Annotated in this window: 15 protein-coding genes; 4 read left to right on the forward strand and 11 right to left on the reverse strand. The window is 61.2% G+C overall.

Annotated elements, in window-relative coordinates:
* The first annotated feature begins 2 nt into the window (after positions 1–2).
* Together BJQ17_RS00180 and BJQ17_RS00185 are read left to right on the forward strand one after the other, a co-directional pair.
* Positions 3–941 (forward strand): MlaD family protein, encoded by a 939-nt coding sequence (locus BJQ17_RS00180; RefSeq protein ID WP_003252951.1) that lies wholly within the window; start codon positions 3–5, stop codon positions 939–941.
* Positions 938–1573: an ABC-type transport auxiliary lipoprotein family protein gene (locus BJQ17_RS00185; protein WP_003252953.1), complete on the forward strand. Its 636-nt coding sequence runs from the start codon at positions 938–940 to the stop codon at positions 1571–1573. The genes BJQ17_RS00180 and BJQ17_RS00185 overlap by 4 nt, the downstream gene beginning before the upstream one ends.
* Here BJQ17_RS00185 and BJQ17_RS00190 read toward each other — a convergent pair.
* The 6 genes from BJQ17_RS00190 to BJQ17_RS00215 form a co-directional block, all read right to left on the reverse strand.
* A complete protein-coding gene (locus BJQ17_RS00190) occupies positions 1555–2784 on the reverse strand; it encodes a nucleoside recognition domain-containing protein (protein WP_070095337.1) in 1230 nt (409 codons plus the stop codon). The genes BJQ17_RS00185 and BJQ17_RS00190 overlap by 19 nt on opposite strands.
* A gap of 209 nt (positions 2785–2993) precedes the next feature.
* The gene (gene gltP, locus BJQ17_RS00195) at positions 2994–4322 is read right to left on the reverse strand and encodes a glutamate/aspartate:proton symporter GltP (RefSeq protein ID WP_011953158.1); all 1329 of its coding nucleotides are present in this window, start codon (positions 4320–4322) and stop codon (positions 2994–2996) included.
* Positions 4323–5065: 743 nt separating this feature from the next.
* Positions 5066–5536 carry an inhibitor of vertebrate lysozyme family protein gene (locus tag BJQ17_RS00200; RefSeq protein ID WP_004575249.1) on the reverse strand — a complete coding sequence of 157 codons (471 nt, stop codon included), beginning with the start codon at positions 5534–5536 and terminating at the stop codon, positions 5066–5068.
* A gap of 2 nt (positions 5537–5538) precedes the next feature.
* Positions 5539–5700 carry a DUF1328 domain-containing protein gene (locus BJQ17_RS00205; RefSeq protein WP_003252966.1) on the reverse strand — a complete coding sequence of 54 codons (162 nt, stop codon included), beginning with the start codon at positions 5698–5700 and terminating at the stop codon, positions 5539–5541.
* A gap of 43 nt (positions 5701–5743) precedes the next feature.
* The gene (locus tag BJQ17_RS00210) at positions 5744–6034 is read right to left on the reverse strand and encodes a hypothetical protein (RefSeq protein WP_003252968.1); all 291 of its coding nucleotides are present in this window, start codon (positions 6032–6034) and stop codon (positions 5744–5746) included.
* A gap of 172 nt (positions 6035–6206) precedes the next feature.
* Entirely contained in the window at positions 6207–7028 is an 822-nt protein-coding gene (locus BJQ17_RS00215; RefSeq protein WP_070095338.1) for a BON domain-containing protein, read from the reverse strand.
* Positions 7029–7238: 210 nt separating this feature from the next.
* Between BJQ17_RS00215 and algB the strand changes: the two genes are divergently transcribed.
* Positions 7239–8585 carry a sigma-54-dependent response regulator transcription factor AlgB gene (gene algB, locus BJQ17_RS00220; protein WP_070095339.1) on the forward strand — a complete coding sequence of 449 codons (1347 nt, stop codon included), beginning with the start codon at positions 7239–7241 and terminating at the stop codon, positions 8583–8585.
* A complete protein-coding gene (locus BJQ17_RS00225; protein ID WP_003252975.1) occupies positions 8582–10363 on the forward strand; it encodes a KinB sensor domain-containing domain in 1782 nt (593 codons plus the stop codon). The genes algB and BJQ17_RS00225 overlap by 4 nt, the downstream gene beginning before the upstream one ends.
* Before the next feature lie 14 nt (positions 10364–10377).
* Here BJQ17_RS00225 and BJQ17_RS00230 read toward each other — a convergent pair whose 3' ends face one another.
* The 5 genes from BJQ17_RS00230 to dsbA all read right to left on the reverse strand — a co-directional run bounded on the left by BJQ17_RS00230 (position 10378) and on the right by dsbA (position 16506).
* The gene (locus BJQ17_RS00230; protein WP_004575251.1) at positions 10378–11976 is read right to left on the reverse strand and encodes an EAL domain-containing protein; all 1599 of its coding nucleotides are present in this window, start codon (positions 11974–11976) and stop codon (positions 10378–10380) included.
* A 199-nt stretch (positions 11977–12175) separates the two neighbouring features.
* Positions 12176–12964 (reverse strand): N-acetylmuramoyl-L-alanine amidase, encoded by a 789-nt coding sequence (locus BJQ17_RS00235; protein ID WP_014861523.1) that lies wholly within the window; start codon positions 12962–12964, stop codon positions 12176–12178.
* Between the two features lie 77 nt (positions 12965–13041).
* Positions 13042–14979, reverse strand: coding sequence for a GGDEF domain-containing protein (locus tag BJQ17_RS00240; protein WP_070095340.1), 1938 nt, complete (start codon positions 14977–14979; stop codon positions 13042–13044).
* A 27-nt stretch (positions 14980–15006) separates the two neighbouring features.
* Positions 15007–15861, reverse strand: a complete 855-nt coding sequence (locus tag BJQ17_RS00245; RefSeq protein WP_003252985.1) for an endonuclease/exonuclease/phosphatase family protein — start codon at positions 15859–15861, stop codon at positions 15007–15009.
* A gap of 12 nt (positions 15862–15873) precedes the next feature.
* A complete protein-coding gene (dsbA, locus tag BJQ17_RS00250; RefSeq protein ID WP_003252987.1) occupies positions 15874–16506 on the reverse strand; it encodes a thiol:disulfide interchange protein DsbA in 633 nt (210 codons plus the stop codon).

Here is a 16506-nt window from a genome sequence, read left to right on the forward strand (position 1 = left end):
CAATGGAAACCCGAGCCCATCACGTCCTCATTGGCCTGGTCACCGTTCTGGTGGTGGCCGGGGCCATGCTGTTCGGCCTGTGGCTGGCCAAGTCCAGTGTCGACGACGCCTTCAAGGATTACGAAGTAGTGTTCAACGAAGCCGTGTCTGGCCTTTCCCGAGGCAGCACGGTGCAGTACAACGGCATCAAGGTGGGCGACGTGTCGACCCTGCGTCTGGACCCGAAAGACCCGCGCCGGGTATTGGCACGGGTGCGCCTGAGCGCCGATACCCCGGTGAAGGAAGACACCCAGGCCAAGCTGACCCTGGCCGGCGTCACCGGCAACTCATTCATCCAGCTCAGTGGCGGCACGCCGCAAAGCCCCGAGCTTAAAGGCAAGGATGGCAAGCTGCCGGTGATCATCGCTTCGCCATCGCCAATCTCGCGCCTGCTCAACGACAGCAGCGACCTGGTGACCAACATCAACATGCTGCTCCATAACGCCAACCAGATGTTCTCTGAGGACAACATAGGCCACCTCAGCAACACGCTGGCCAACCTCGACAAGACCACCGGCGCCTTTGCCGGCCAGCACGGCAGCATCGCCGAGGCCATCGAACAGCTGGTAAAGGTGGGTAATCAGGCCAGCGCCACCCTGGCCGAAACCCAGGCGCTGATGCGCAATGCCAACGGCCTGCTGGGTAGCGAAGGCAAACAGGCGATCGGTAGCGCCGAACAGGCCATGCAGTCACTGGCCCAAAGCACGGCAACCATCAATAACCTGCTCAAGAACAACAGCGAGGCTATCGGTGACGGCGCCCAGAGCCTGAACCAGCTCGCCCCGGCCATTCGTGAACTGCGCGAAACCCTTAACGCGCTCAAAGGCATTTCCCGGCAACTGGAGGCCGACCCGAGCGGCTACCTGCTTGGCCGCGACAACAACAAGGAGTTCCAGCCATGAATCTGTCGCTGCGCCTGCTGACCCTGACGGCCTCGATGAGTCTGGTCAGTGCCTGCTCGATCCTGCCGAAGAGCGAACCTGTGGACCTTTATCGCCTGCCAGTAAACCAGCCCAGCCGCACAGCGCCGCCGCTGGAGTGGTCATTGCGCCTGAACAAGCCGCTGGCCAGTGAAGTGTTGGCCGGGCCGCGCATTGCCGTCATTCCCCAAGGCGATGTGATAAGCAGTTACAAGGGCGCACGCTGGAGCGATGCGGCTCCGGTGCTGCTGCGCAACCGCCTGCTTGATGGATTCCAGCGTGACGGCCAGGTGCAGCGCCTGAGCGCTGACGACAGTAACCTGCAAGCCGACTACGAGCTGGCTGGCGAGCTGCAGGCGTTTCAGAGTGAGTACCGCCCGGGCGGGGCGGTGGAGGTGGTGATCCGCTACGATGCGCGTCTGGTTAAGGGGCGCGACCAGCGCATCCAGGCCAGCAAGCGCTTCGAGATTCGCCAGCCGCTTGCCGACAAGCAAGTGTCAGCGGTAGTCGCCGGCTTTGGTCTGGCCAGCGACCAGCTGGTGGGGCAGGTGGTGAGCTGGACCATTGCTCAGGCCAACCAGGCACAGCTGAAGGTTCAGGCGAAGAACCAGTAGCAGACGAAGATCGCCGCGACCACCCCTGAAAACTCGGCCAGCAGTGCGCAACCGACCGCATGGCGCACGCGCTGGATGCCCACGGCACCAAAGTACACGGCCAGTACGTAGAAGGTGGTTTCGGTGCTGCCCTGAATCGTCGCCGCCACCAAGGCAGGGAAACTGTCCACGCCTTGCGTCTGCATGGTCTCGATCAGCATTGCCCGCGCTGCGCTGCCAGAGAACGGCTTGACCAGCGCGGTGGGCAAGCCCTCGACGAAGCGCGTGTCCAGGCCCATCCAGTTCACCGCATGGCGGATACCGTCCAGGGCCAGCTCCAGGGCACCAGAGGCGCGCAGCACACCCACCGCCACCAGCATCGCCACCAGGTAGGGCAGCAGGCTCTTGGCCACATCGAAGCCTTCCGTGGCGCCTTCGACAAAGGCTTCATACACCTTCACCCGTTTCAGGGCGCCCACCACCAGGAACAGCATGATCACGCCAAACAGCGTGAGGTTGCCCATGAGCGACGACAGGCTGGCCAGCGCGGCGGCCGACAGGGTGCCAAGAAAAGCCATGAAGCCTCCCAGCAGCAAAGCGCCGGGGATGAAGTAGGCAAGCACCACCGGGTCCCACAGACGCAAACGCTGCATCACTGCCACCGACAGCAGACCTACCAGGGTCGAGACGCTGGTCGCTAGCAGGATTGGCAGAAACACCATGGTCGGGTCTGGTGCGCCTTGCTGCGCCCGGTACATGAAGACGGTTACCGGCAGCAGGGTCAGCGACGAGGCGTTGAGCACCAGGAACAGGATCTGCGCGTTGCTCGCGGTGGTGCTGCCAGGGTTCAGCTCCTGCAGCGCGCGCATGGCCTTCAGGCCAATCGGCGTAGCGGCGTTGTCGAGTCCCAGGCCGTTGGCGGCGAAGTTCATGGTAATCAGGCCCAGGGCCGGATGGCCGGGCGGCACCTCCGGCATCAGGCGGGCGAACAACGGGCCCAGCACCCTGGCCAACCATTCGACGATGCCGGCCTTTTCGGCGATCTTGAGAAAGCCCAGCCACAGGGTCAGTGTGCCGAACAGCAGCACCATCACCTCGACCGACAGCTTGGCCATGGCGAAGATGCTTTCGACCATTGCCGCGAAGATGCCTGCGTTGCCACCCACCAGCCATTGGGCCAGGGCGGACACCGCCGCCACCAGGAAAAAGCCGAGCCAAAGGCCGTTGAGCATCCGTATGTTCCCCCTGAAAAGTGCCCGAATAATAGCGTATCGCAGCTGGTGACTGGAGACCGCGGGCCTGACACAGGGACTGTATAACCCTTAAGACTGCGCGCCCCTCAGCGTTCGAGCAAGACTGTCGCTGCCACTAGAGGCCCAGGTTCTCGCAGATAGCAAAAAGCCCCGACAAGTCGGGGCTCTTGGTCAAACAGCCATCAGGCTCAGCGCTTGGCGGTTTCGCCAACCACTGCAGCTTCCTGCTTCTCGGCCAGCAGCGAGGCGTAGTACTGCTCGCCCTTGACCGCGTCGTACATGCCTTCCCAGCGAGCAATGACCAATGCAGCCAAGGCGTTGCCCACAACGTTCAGCGCAGTTCGGGCCATGTCCATGATGCGGTCCACGCCCGCGATGAAGGCCAGGCCTTCCAGCGGAATGCCGACGCTGCCCAAGGTGGCCAGCAGTACCACGAACGATACGCCCGGCACACCCGCGATACCTTTGGAAGTGACCATCAGGGTCAGTACCAGCAGCAGCTGCTGGCTCCACGACAGGTCGATACCGTACAACTGGGCAATGAAGATCGCCGCGATGCTCTGGTACAGGGTCGAACCGTCGAGGTTGAACGAGTAGCCGGTCGGTACCACGAACGAGCAGATCGACTTTGGCGCACCGTACTTCTCCATCTTCTCGATCACCCGCGGCAGCACGGTTTCCGAGCTGGAGGTGGAGTAGGCCAGGATCAGCTCATCTTTCATGATGCGCATGATCTTGATCACCGAGAAGCCGAACAGGCGGGCAACCAGGCCCAGTACCATGAAGGCGAAGAAGGCGATGGCGAAGTACACCAGCAGCACCAGCTTGGCCAGCGGCAGCAGCGAGCTGAAACCGAAGTTGGCCACGGTCACGGCAATCAGGGCGAACACGCCGATCGGGGCATAGTTCATGATCATGTGAGTGACCTTGAACATGGTTTCCGAAACAGCCTGGAAGGTACGAACCAGCGGGTCACGCAGCTCTGCCTGCAGGCTCGACAGACCCAGGCCGAACATCACCGAGAAGAAGATGATCGGCAGCATTTCGCCACGCATCAGCGCTGCGAAGATGTTCGACGGAATCAGGTTGAGCAGGGTTTCGATGAACGCGTGCTCATGCTGCACTTCGGCCGCTGTCGCCTGGTACTTGGAGATGTCCACCGTGCCCAGGGTGCTCATGTCGATGCCGGCACCTGGATGGAACAGGTTGGCCAGCACCAGGCCTACGACGATGGCGATCGTGGTCACCACTTCGAAGTAGATGATGGTCTTCAGGCCGATGCTGCCCAGTTTCTTCGCGTCGCCAACACCGGCGATACCCACGATCAGCGACGAAATCACGATCGGGACGACGATCATCTTGATCAGGCGGATGAAGATGTCACCAGCGGGCTGAAGGACGTTGCTGATCCACCATGCCTTTTCTGCACTGAAATGATTCAGTAGCGCGCCGATTGCAACACCCAGGACCAGACCGATGACGATCTGCCAGGCGAGGCTCAGTTTTGCCTTCTTCATGTCTTTACCCTTTGTTTTAGTGGTCATGGCACCTGGCGGAAACACGCGTAACAGCGCCATAGGCAAGGTCACGGGCAGTAAGGATTCCGTCAGGCGACGTCATGTAAGGACACCGCAGGCGAGCGACCGGGCGCTCTGGCCAGCGAAAAAGGCGGCAACTATTGCGACGGCAAGGGGCGAAAGCTAATGCCTGAAACGCATGGCCCATGCCGTTTATGCATACTGTTTTCGACCTAGCCGGCAGCTTCGCAAGTGCTTGATTTATAACATTCGGAATCCCGAACAAGACCAAACCGCCATATTTCGGCAGATTTGGCGGGACAGGTAGGACATGAAAGATGGCCTGTTCGACAATCCGAATGGCGTAAATGCCACTTGTAGCAGCACCAAGAAGGTCGAAAAAAATTTGATGTACGGTCGAGACAAAATGTGTCCCAGGGGAAAAAACGCGCAAGGGAAGCGACGTTTCCTACATGGCTCCTCGGAAGTCAGGTCTGGCAAGGCATCCCTGTGACGCCGCCGACCTGAGACTTCCGATTCCGCCTTTCCTGACCCGGCCCATTACTGGAGGCACTCCCTGTACCCCTAGGCCACTCCGATCCTGAAACAATCAGAGCAGCCCGACCCCTTGGTCATGTGCTACCCCTCCTCGGGGCGGCGCGTCATAGAAGGCTGAACTATAGAAAGCTTCAGCTTCTATTACGTGACAGTGAGTGACCTTTCATCCGTGCCGGCAATAATGCTCAGTACCAGTTCGGGTCACGTTTGAGCTGCTCCTGCAGCATTGCCTTCATGCCGTCGTCAGGTTTGCCCAGCCAGCGGTACTGCGCATGACGGGTGGGCGACTTGTCGCTCGGCAAACCTTCGGGTACCTCCACGAGCATTCCGTAGGCATCATCCTTGTCCCAACTGAACGCCACGATCAGCCGCTTGTAGGTACAGTTGTCCTGTTTTTCGCACAGCGGGCCGACCAGGTATTTGTCGCCGTCTTCCGTAACGGCAGACATCTGCTCCTGGGCACTGCCGGTCAGATTGACCACCCAATCGGGCAGGCGTTCCTCGCCTTCGAGGGTGTCCTGCCAGGTTTCCCGGTACTCCGGGTCCGAGCCGAGCAGCTGGTCGACCCGAACTTGGCCGTCATTGGCCGCCATGGCCGCCGCGCTGCCGCCCAGCAACAGGGCGGCGACCACGGCTGAACGAAGCTTCCTGCTCATCTTCAACCTCGTCCGCGTCCAAAGAAGAAGGAGGCTACAAACAACACCAGGAAGACAATGAACAGGATCTTGGCGATACCTGTAGCAGCGCCCGCGATACCACCGAAGCCCAATACGGCGGCGACAATGGCGATGATGAGGAAAGTGATAGCCCAACTCAGCATGGTAGTTCTCCTTTCTTTTTGCGGAATCGATCCGGCCGCTTGGTCAGAAAACCCAGCGTTCCTGGGGAACAACTTTTTCCACAGTGGCCGGTGAGGCAATGGCCTGGCCAGCTGGCTGCCAGTCAGCGGCCTTGACCAAGGTGTTGGCACGGGTTGCCTGAATCTGCGTCAACAGGGCAGTCTGAGCTGCCACCTGCTCAGCCAGACGCGCCGTCTGCAAGCTGTAATAGAAGAGGCCAGCGGCCAAGGTCAGCAGCATCGCCATGCCGAGTGTCAGCATCTGGCGCAAAGGCAGTGCGGCGCTCTGCGAGCGGTTGACGGATTGGCGGTTCATGCTGGCTCTCCTGCTGTAATTTTTGTTCAACCTGAACAGGTAATTGCAGCCTGCATGCCAGCCTTTTGATTTAAATAAAAACGTTATAAATCAATGAGTTAACCAATACACGAATGCATCATGAGGACGTATCCTGCACGATGGCGCCTGTGCGGTCGTGCGAATTGCACGATCAGCCTTCAACCTTGGTCGCCACCTTCAGCAGGTCAGCATCCACGCCCCGTACGCCGATGATCTGCCGGGCGATCTCCACGGCGATGGTTTTCTGCTCCGCGCTAACCACTTCGCCCGAGAGCCGCACCATGCCTGCTTCGCTGGCCACCTTCAGGTTCAGGCCATCGAGGTTGCGACTGAAGCGATAGCTGCTCTGGATCTTGTCGACGATCCAGCTGTCGCTTGGCTGCGGCCCGGTTGGCGCACCCGCTGGTGTTTCCCGCGCTTTGGCCATGGCAGCGGTATCGAGGCTGACCAGGTTGTTGACCAGGTACACGCCGTCGGTGGTACGCGCTACCACGCCCGCCAACTCCTTGGCTTCGGCACTGTCGACCTTGCCACGCAACGTCACCACACCTTCACTGCTTTGTACTTCTATAGGGGCCTTTTCGGTGGTACGGCTCCACAACAGCCGAGCACGGATCACCGCCGCCAGGGTCACATCCTCCAGGCGCTGGGCGTAGGCACGCAACTCCAGTGGATGCTCCACCAGTTGGGTATTGACCTGCAGCAGGTTCTCCACCTGTTCGATGCCCCGGGTAGCGCGGGCCACGTCCTCGGCCAGCTGCCGCTCGACCTCGTTCTCCACCTCACCGGAAAGCCGCGCCTGCTTGCCGTCCACTTCAACCTTGATACGAAATGAATCAAGCATGCGGTTCAGTGACAAAGCGGTTTGCAGGGCGCCTTCCAGGCGCGCGTCCTGCACAGGGTCGGCGAATGCCGGGGTAAACATGGGTAGCAGGGTGGCGGCCAAAACGGCTGTACGCAGGGAAAAGGGCATGGCAGTGCCTCCTTCGTGGGCAAAATCTGAAAAACATCGCAACCAATGTGCCAGCGCGTGTCTCTAAGCAAATCATTGAAGAATCACGGCTTGTAGACATCGTTCGGCCACTGGCTAGCATGCAAAGGACAGAATCCTTCAGAATTGACCATGCAACTTGCCCGATTTTTCCCACACTAAATAAAGATCTTTCCCTAAGGAGCACAGGAAATGGAATCAGCCCAGGACAACCAAGGCCGCATTCTACTGGTGGATGACGAGTCCGCGATCCTGCGCACGTTCCGCTACTGCCTGGAAGACGAGGGCTACAGCGTGGCCACGGCCAACAGCGCCGCCCAGGCCGAAACCCTACTGCAGCGCCAGGTGTTCGACCTATGCTTCCTCGATTTGCGCCTGGGTGAAGACAACGGCCTCGACGTGCTGGCACAGATGCGTATCCAGGCCCCGTGGATGCGGGTGGTGATCGTCACCGCGCACTCAGCGATCGACACCGCAGTGGATGCCATCCAGGCCGGCGCTGCCGACTACCTGGTCAAGCCGTGCAGCCCCGACCAGTTGCGCCTGGCCACTGCCAAGCAACTGGAGGTGCGCCAGCTTTCTGCGCGCCTGGAAGCCCTGGAAGGTGAAGTACGCAAACCCAAGGACGGCCTCGATTCCCATAGCCCGGCCATGATGGCGGTGCTGGAAACCGCCCGCCAAGTCGCCATCACGGACGCCAACATCCTCATCCTTGGCGAATCTGGTACCGGCAAGGGCGAACTGGCACGGGCCATCCATGGCTGGAGCAAGCGTGCACGCAAAGCCTGCGTGACCATCAACTGCCCGTCGCTTAACGCCGAGCTGATGGAAAGCGAGCTATTCGGCCACACCCGCGGCGCCTTCACCGGCGCCAGCGAAAGCACCCTGGGGCGGGTCAGCCAGGCTGACGGGGGCACATTGTTCCTCGACGAGATCGGCGATTTCCCGCTGACCTTGCAGCCCAAACTGCTGCGTTTCATCCAGGACAAGGAATATGAACGCGTCGGGGACCCGGTTACCCGACGTGCCGATGTACGTATCCTGGCTGCCACCAACCTCAACCTTGAAGAGATGGTGCGCGAAAGCCGCTTTCGCGAAGACCTGCTGTATCGCTTGAACGTGATTACCCTGCACCTGCCCCCGCTGCGCGAGCGCAGTGAAGACATCCTCATCCTGGCCGACCGCTTCCTTGCCCGCTTCGTCAAGGAATACTCCCGCCCCGCCCGCGGTTTCAGTGACGAGGCGCGCGCCGCCCTGCTCAACTACCGCTGGCCTGGCAACATTCGCGAACTGCGCAACGTAGTGGAACGGGCCAGCATCATCTGCCCGCAGGAAAGAGTGGAAATCAGCCACCTGGGCATGGGTGAACAACCCGCCGGCAATGCCCCACGCGTAGGTGCCGCGCTTAGCCTGGATGAGCTGGAACGTGCCCATATCGGTGCCGTACTGGCCGCCAGCGATACCCTCGATCAAGCCGCCAAGACCTTGGGCATCGATGCTTCTACCCTGTACCGCAAGCGCAAGCAGTACAACCTATGAAATGGCCGCCCATGAAGCTGCGTACGCGGCTTTTCCTCAGCATCTCGACGCTCGTCACGGTGGCGTTGCTGGGGCTGCTGCTGGGTCTGGTCAGCATGCTGCAGATGGCTACAGTGCAACAGCAACTGGTGCGCGATACCACCCATGTCCTGGAAGTGGGGCTGAAGTTGCGCCAGAACCTGGGCGAACAGCTGATGCTGATTCTCGATGAAGACACCGCCCCGGAAAGCCTGCGGCTGCTGCAGGAAAACTTCCAGGACCTGCTCAACCAAGGGCTGGAGCAAGGCGGTGAGCGCACCGGTTTCAGCAAGGCCAGCAGCAACTACCAGGCCTTCCTCCAAACCTATCGCGACAGCGCCACACCCGCTCGCAGCATGGGTGCCGATCAGCCGCTTGGGGCCGCGTTCAATCAGGTGCGCACCGACCTGATCGATTCCCACAAGCAGGCATTGGACCTGATTACCCATAGCGAGGAGCGCACCCGTGACCGCGCCTTGCTGGTCAGTGGTGTACTCGGCCTGATGGGGTTGGTGGTGTTGGTACTGGGGTTTATCACCGCTCACAATATCGCCCGGCGTTTCGGCCAGCCGATCGAAGCCTTGGCCAAGGCGGCCGACCAGCTAGGCAAGGGCAATTTCGACGTTACGTTGCCGGTTACCCAGGCCGCCGAGCTTAACCAGCTGACCCGCCGTTTTGGTCTGATGGCCGATGCCTTGCGCAAGCACCAGGCCACCAACGTTGACGAGCTGCTGGCCGGCCAGCAGCGTTTACAGGCCGTACTCGACAGCATCGACGACGGCCTGCTGATCATCGACCGCCAGGGCCGCCTCGAGCACCTCAACCCGGTGGCGCAGCGCCAGCTGGGCTGGAACGATAGCCGCGTGGGCAGCAGCCTGGTCGAAGCCCTGCAGCGACCCGAGCTTGAGCAACAACTGCGCCAGGTTCTGCGCGGGGGCAGCCTCGACCGCCCACCGGACGACCTGAACATGGAGGTCGATGACGAATCACGTCTGCTCACCTACAGCCTGACCCCGGTCAGCCACCCGCAGGGGCCAATCCTCGGCGCAGTGATGGTGCTGCACGATGTAACCGAGCAAAGGGCCTTCGAGCGAGTGCGCAGCGAATTCGTGCTGCGCGCCTCCCATGAACTGCGCACCCCGGTGACCGGCATGCACATGGCCTTCGGCCTGCTGCGCGAGCGGGTCAAGTTCCCGCCCGAAGCCCGCGAGAACGACCTGCTGGAAACCATCGGCGAAGAAATGCAGCGTCTGACCCAACTGATCAACGACCTGCTCAACTTCTCCCGTTATCAGAGCGGTTTGCAAAAGCTCGAGCTGGCCCCCTGTGCCATCGACGACCTGCTGGAGCATGCGCAATTGCGCTTTGCCGAACACGCTGCGCACAAGCAGATCGAGTTGATCAAAGAACTGGACCCGCCGCTACCGCGCATCCAGGCCGACGTCGCCCAGTTGGATCGAGTGCTGGACAACCTGCTGCACAACGCCATCCGCCATACCGCCAACGGTGGGCGCATTCGCCTGCATGCCCGACGGCATGCGGAACGGGTGATCATCAGCGTCGAGGACAATGGAGAGGGCATTTCCTATGGGCAGCAAGCGCGCATCTTCGAGCCTTTCGTGCAGGTAGGTCGCAAGAAAGGCGGTGCTGGGCTGGGGCTCGCGCTGTGCAAGGAGATTGTGCAGCTGCACGGAGGGCGTATGGGCGTGTTTTCCCGGCCGGGGCAGGGGACACAGTTCTACATGGCGTTGCCGGTCTGATTGCTTAAACGCGCCTACACCCGCCGCGGCAGGTGCCCGCGAGTCACCAACTCGGCAAACTGCCGGGCGTTCAGCGGGCGGGCGAACAACCAGCCCTGGCCATAATTGACCCCCTCGCTGTTCAGCAGCACTGCCTGGTCCTCGAACTCGATACCTTCGGCAATTACCCGCAAGTGCAAGTCATGGGCCATGCGGATGATATGCGGGGCCACGCCGCTACTGGCGGCATCGTGGCCCAGAGCGTCGATGAATGCCTTGTCGATCTTCAGGCAGTCCACTGGCAGGGTTTGCAGGTAGGCCAGGCTGCAATAACCGGTACCAAAGTCGTCGATCAGCACCTGGTGCCCCACGGCGCGTAGCGCCTGCAGATTGTCACGGGCGACCACCACGTCGATCAGGCCGCGCTCGGTCACCTCGAAGGCAATCTGGCTGGGCGCCACTCGATGCAAAGCCAACAAGCGCGCCGCCACCCGGCCAATACGTGGCACCATCACATCGCAGGCCGCCAGGTTTATCGATATGTATAGCTTGGGGTGCGAGCGCAGTAGCTGACCTAGCTGTTCAAGCACACGCTGCAGGACAAAGTCGGTGATCTGGCGAATCTGCCCGGTATTCTCCGCCAGCGGAATGAAAAGGTCCGGGCTGGTCAGGGTGCCGTCCGGGCGGCGCCAGCGCACCAAGGCCTCGGCGCCCACACAGCGCCGGCTGTCGAGCTCGATGATGGGTTGGTAGAGCACCTGCAGCTCTCCACGACGCAAGGCATTCTGCAACTCTGAACTCATCGACCGTCGTTGCAGAATCAACTGCAGTACCAACCAACCGATGCAGCAGGCCGCCAGCACGCTGCCGGGGAACAGCAACCAGAGCATGCCGTTCATCCTCAGCGGCAGACTGGCCCTCGGGGCAATCAGCACCAACTGGTAATCCGGCGACTTGGTCGGCATTCGGTAGATCAGCCGATCACTGAGTTCCAGCAGCGACTTGTGGCTGGTCGACCAGGCCGAGGGCGGAGGCCATACCTGTGGCGGGCCAAGCACCGGAATGGCCCGGGCGCCGTTATCCAGCACCACGACCAGGCTGCCGCCCGGAGGCAGGTCCACCACATCGGTCAAATGCCCACGGGAGGTGGACACCAGAAACTTGCCCCGGCCCAGCATCAGTGCTGCCAGGTTCTCGTTCGGCTCGGTGGTTGTGTTAAGCCAGTAGCTGTACGTCGGCCCCTGGATATCTGGCGCCCGCAAGGGAACGAACGCTCGCTCATCACCGCGGTTGGAGCAGGCAACATTGTCATCTACATAAGCCGCTTCATAGATGAACCGCGAGCTCAGGCCAACCTGTTGCAGGGCTGCCAGCATCGCCGGGCTGCAGCCGCGCAAGGGTTGGGCCTGCAGCAGGTCTACCCCTTCGCGCAACTGGCCGAACACCTGTTCGAGCCGGTCCAGAAAACGCTCGCCCTGGGCATTCATCTGTTCGCTTTCGCTTTGCTTCATTTGGTGCAGGGCAATGCCAATGCTGGCAGAGAGCAACACGGCGGCGCTGGCCAGCGCTGCCAAAGTGGCCAGCATCCAGGGGCGGTAAAAAATTTGGCGCAGCAAGGCAATGAAGGCTGACATCGAAGGCATCCAGTTGATAACCAAGGTATAGCAACGGAATCAATAATCACCCTCACCGTTTGGCGCTTCGCTGCAATCCACCCACGCTCTTTGTAGAGGCAGCCTTGTGGCTGCGATGAGAACGTTAATAAACCGCGTCGACCAAACCCGCCTCTTCGTAGCGCAAGGCTGCTGCAACAAGTACCTCGCCCGCCACGACTCAACGCATGCGGTTAAGTACCTGCAGCATCGCTGCTGTCTGTGCATCCGGCATGCCGTCGAAGCGCTGCGGGCGGAAGCGCATCTGGAAGGCGGCAATCACATGACGTGTGGCGACATCCAGCACGCCGGTCTGCTCGATCTGATAGCCAAACCGTGCCAGCTCCTGCTGGTACCAGCCAACGCTTGGCGGGTTGACGCTGAAGTAGGCTTGCTGCCGTGCCACGGCGTTAGCATCCGGCCAGATACCCAGCCCGGCATCGGCCAGACGCTTCCACGGGAACAATGGCCCCGGGTCCAGCTTGCGCAGCGGGGCGATGTCACTGTGGCCGATGATATGGCGTGGTTCGATGTTGTTGCGTTTGACAATGTCCTTGAGCAGCGCGATCAGCGACTGGATCTGCGCCTCGCTGTAAGGGTGCCAGACCCGGCCGTTCGGGGTGTCGGTAAAGCCCGGGTTGACGATCTCGATACCAATGGACGAGGAGTTCAGCCAGGTGCGCCCCTGCCACTGGCTATCACCGGCATGCCAGGCACGACGGTTTTCATCCACCAGTTGATACACCGTAGCCGGGCCATCGCCGATCAGGTAATGGCTGCTGACTTCACCCTGGGTAAGCAGCGCCAGGGAGCGCTCCAGCGAAGCATTGGTGTAATGCAGGACAACGAACTGGATGCGGTTGTCCTGATTGACCGAAGGGTGACTGCGGTCGATGCGCAGGCCCGTCGAGCAACCGGCGACAGACAACAGCAAAAAGGAAATCAGGGTTTTTTTAAGCGTGGAAAGCACGTCAGTGGCCTCAGCGTATGAGCGCTACAGTATAACGTGCTCACCTGCGCTGTGCCTGCCGAGGAAACGGCGGCTGGCTAGCCTTGCTCGACGCGATTACGCCCCTGATCCTTTGCCCGGTACAGCGCTGCATCGGCTCGTTTGAGCACCTGGTCGCTGCGTTCGCCAGAACGGAATGCACCCAGGCCGATGGAGGTGGTGATCACTACCCGCTCACCCTTGAAGTGGAATGGGCAGGCTTCGACTGTGGCGCGCAACACCTCGGCCATCTGCGCAGCGACTGCGGGCGTAGTCTGCGGCAGCAGCAAGACGAATTCCTCGCCGCCAAAACGGGCGATGAAATCCCGGCCCCGCAGACGCTTGCGCAACTGGTCGGCCACGATCTTGAGGACCTTGTCCCCAGCCAGATGACCATAGTTGTCGTTGATGCGTTTGAAATGGTCCAGGTCAAGAATCGCCATCGCCAGATGACCGCCGTTTTCCTGCCAGTCAAGCATTTCGCGTTCGACTTGCTCGCTCCAGGCCGCACGGTTGGGCAAGCCGGTGAGCGGGTCCAGCAGCGCTTTCTGGCGCTGTTCTTCCAGGTGCTCGCGATAGCCAAGCGCCTCATGCTCCATGCTCGCCACCCGCTCCGACAAGCCTTGCAGGCGACCGGCCAGTTCCTGCTCGCGGCGATCACGCTCGTGCTTGTGCTCGTCCATGGTCAGCAGCAAGCCTTCCAGGCGGTTTTCCAGAATGTGCTTGAGGCTGTCTACATCGGCGGCACCTTGCACGCTGCTTTGCAGGCCGTCGACGTGCTCACGCAGTTGGCTATCCAGCTCGCGGGCAGCGGTGCTGTTGTCCGCGTGACCGGCACTGGCCTCGTGCAGGTGGCTCTGGAAACCTTCCAGGCGTTCATTGAGCTGCTGCAGGTAGGTTTCGAATTCGTGCTGGCCGCTGTCGGTGATCGCCAGCATGAGGACTGCCAAGTCATCCAGCACTGGGATCAGCTCATACCAGTTCAAGCCGCGCGCAACCCGCTCGCGCATTTCCAACGCCTGAGCCTTGTGGCGCTCGGGCAGGCTAAGGTCATCGAGCAGACCGATCAGGGTCTGCTCGATGTGCGCGGCAACCTGGCTGTAAGGCGGCTCCACTGCGTAGGGCAGGGCATAGGGGCCGTCTTCACCAAAGGTTTCTTCAAGGGCTTGTAAGGGTTCTGCCTCAGCCAACGGCTCGCTGACGGAAACTGCAGCTTCCGGCAATGGCGCCTTGTCCCTTGGCAACGGGGCTGGCGCCATTTCGGCCGTTTCGATCAGCGCCGGGCCAAATGCCTCCAGCTCAAGCTCGGGCGCTTCGGCCACCTCGGCAGTCGGAGCAGCAGGGGCCGGCAACGGTTGTAGCGCATCGACGTCATCGGGCCGCGAGGGCTCGGCACTGCCGGCTGCCTGGGGCACAACCTCGGCAGCAGGCAACGCCACCGGCGCAAGCTCTGCTCCTGCCTGTGCATCTTCCTCGCGGCTTCCGAACAACCGCTGCAGAAACCCGGGTCGGGCTTCTTCACCCGGCTTGCCAAGGGCCGACAGCGCGCGCCCCTGCAAGCCGCTCAACTCGCCCAACAGCGGCGGCAGCTCGCGTGACTGGGCAACCCCGCCGTCGAGCTTCTTCGCCAGTTTTTTCAATGGCCGCGAGATATCACTGGGCAGGGGTAGGCCTTGCAGTTGGCCAACCAGTGCGGTCAGCGCATCGCTGACTTGGTTCATGCGGGTTTCGCGACGCTGTTCGGAATCCAGTACCGCTTTCTCAAGGCGCGGAATCAAGCCGGCGAGGCCGGCGTCCATGTTGTCGCTGCGAATGACATCGCGCATTTCCTTCATGCACTCGTCTACCACCTTGTCACTGCCTTCAGCAGCCAGGGTGCTGCGCACCAGGCCTCGACGCAGCAGGTCAAGACGGGCATCCCAACGGCGTTCGAGCTTTTCTTGCTGCTCGATGCTTTTAAGGTATTTTTCTTTCCAGCGCTCAGCGTCTTCAGTCATGCCCGGGTCCGCAAACGGTGATGGCAATTAGCTCAAAACCGGCAGCGTATCCACAGTCAATGCATCAGGCAATCGAATCTCGACAGCAACGGGAAGGTGGTCCGAAATTGGCTGCGCCAGCACCTCGACACGCTCCAGCGTGAGGCTTGAACTGAGCAAAATATGATCAAGGCAACGCTGCGGTCGCCAGCTGGGGAAGGTGGCCTCGACTTGCGGGGCGACCAGGCCCAGGTCGCGCAGTGGCGAATGCTCCAGCAGGTCGGTGGCATGGGTGTTCATGTCACCCATCAGCACCTGGTGACGGTAACCGCCTATCAGCTCGCGGATATAACCCAACTGCAGGGCGCGGGTCTTGGCCCCCAATGCCAGATGCATCATCACCACTATCAGCGCATCTTCGCCTTCGCCAAACCGCACCAGAATCGCACCTCGCCCGGCCGGGCCAGGCAACGGATGGTCTTCGAGCAGTTGCGGCTTCAGGCGGCTGAGCACACCGTTGCTGTGCTGGGCAAAACGCCCAAGGTTGCGGTTGAGCTGCTGGTACCAATAGGGGAAGGCCCCCAAGTGGGCCAGGTGTTCGACCTGGTTGACGTAGCCCGAGCGCAGGCTGCCACCATCGGCTTCCTGCAGGGCCACCAGGTCGAAGTCGCCCAGCAACCTGCCGATCTTCTGCAGGTTACCGGCACGGCCGTTATGCGGCAGCAGGTGCTGCCAGCTACGCGTCAGGTAATGGCGGTAGCGCTCGGTGCTTATGCCCACCTGGATGTTGAAACTGAGCAGCCGCAGACGACCATCCTCGGGCAGGCCCGGGGCCTGCAGGTGATGCTCGTTGACCTGCGGCTCGTGCAGGCCAATGCCACGCGTAGCTCTGAAGCGGGGCATGGGTGACGCCGCCTACTTGGCAGCGCGCTCCTTGTCGATCAGCTGGTCGGCGACATTCAGCACGCCTTCCGGTCCGCCGGCAGTCCCCAGGTCGAAGCGGTACTTGCCGTTGACGACCATGCTCGGTACGCCGGTGATTTCATACTTCTTCGCCAATTCCTTGGCCTGTTTGACCTGGCCCTTGATGGCGAACGAGTCGAAGGTGGCGAGGAACTTGTCCTTGTCCACACCTTGAGTGGCGAGGAAGTCGGCCATGTCGTTCTTGTCGGTCAGGCGCTTGTGCTGGTTCTGAATGGCATCGAACACCGCCGCGTGCACCTTGTGCTCGACGCCCATGGCTTCGAGGGTCAGGAACATCTGGCCGTGTGCATCCCACGGGCCACCGAACATGGCCGGTACGCGCTTGAAGTTGACGTCCTTGGGCAGCTTCTCAGCCCAAGGGTTGATGGTCGGCTCGAAGTGGTAGCAATGTGGGCAGCCGTACCAGAACAGCTCGACGACTTCGATCTTGCCAGGCACGGAAACCGGAACAGGGTTGCTCAGCTCGATGTATTCCTTGCCGGCGACAGGCTCGGCGGCCTGAACGGCAGTCATACCGAATACGCTGGCGGCGACCAGCGCAGCGCTGAGAATCAGTTTACGCAT

It is taken from the genome of Pseudomonas sp. NBRC 111139 (assembly GCF_001753955.1).
Taxonomy (GTDB): Bacteria; Pseudomonadota; Gammaproteobacteria; order Pseudomonadales; family Pseudomonadaceae; genus Aquipseudomonas; species Aquipseudomonas alloputida.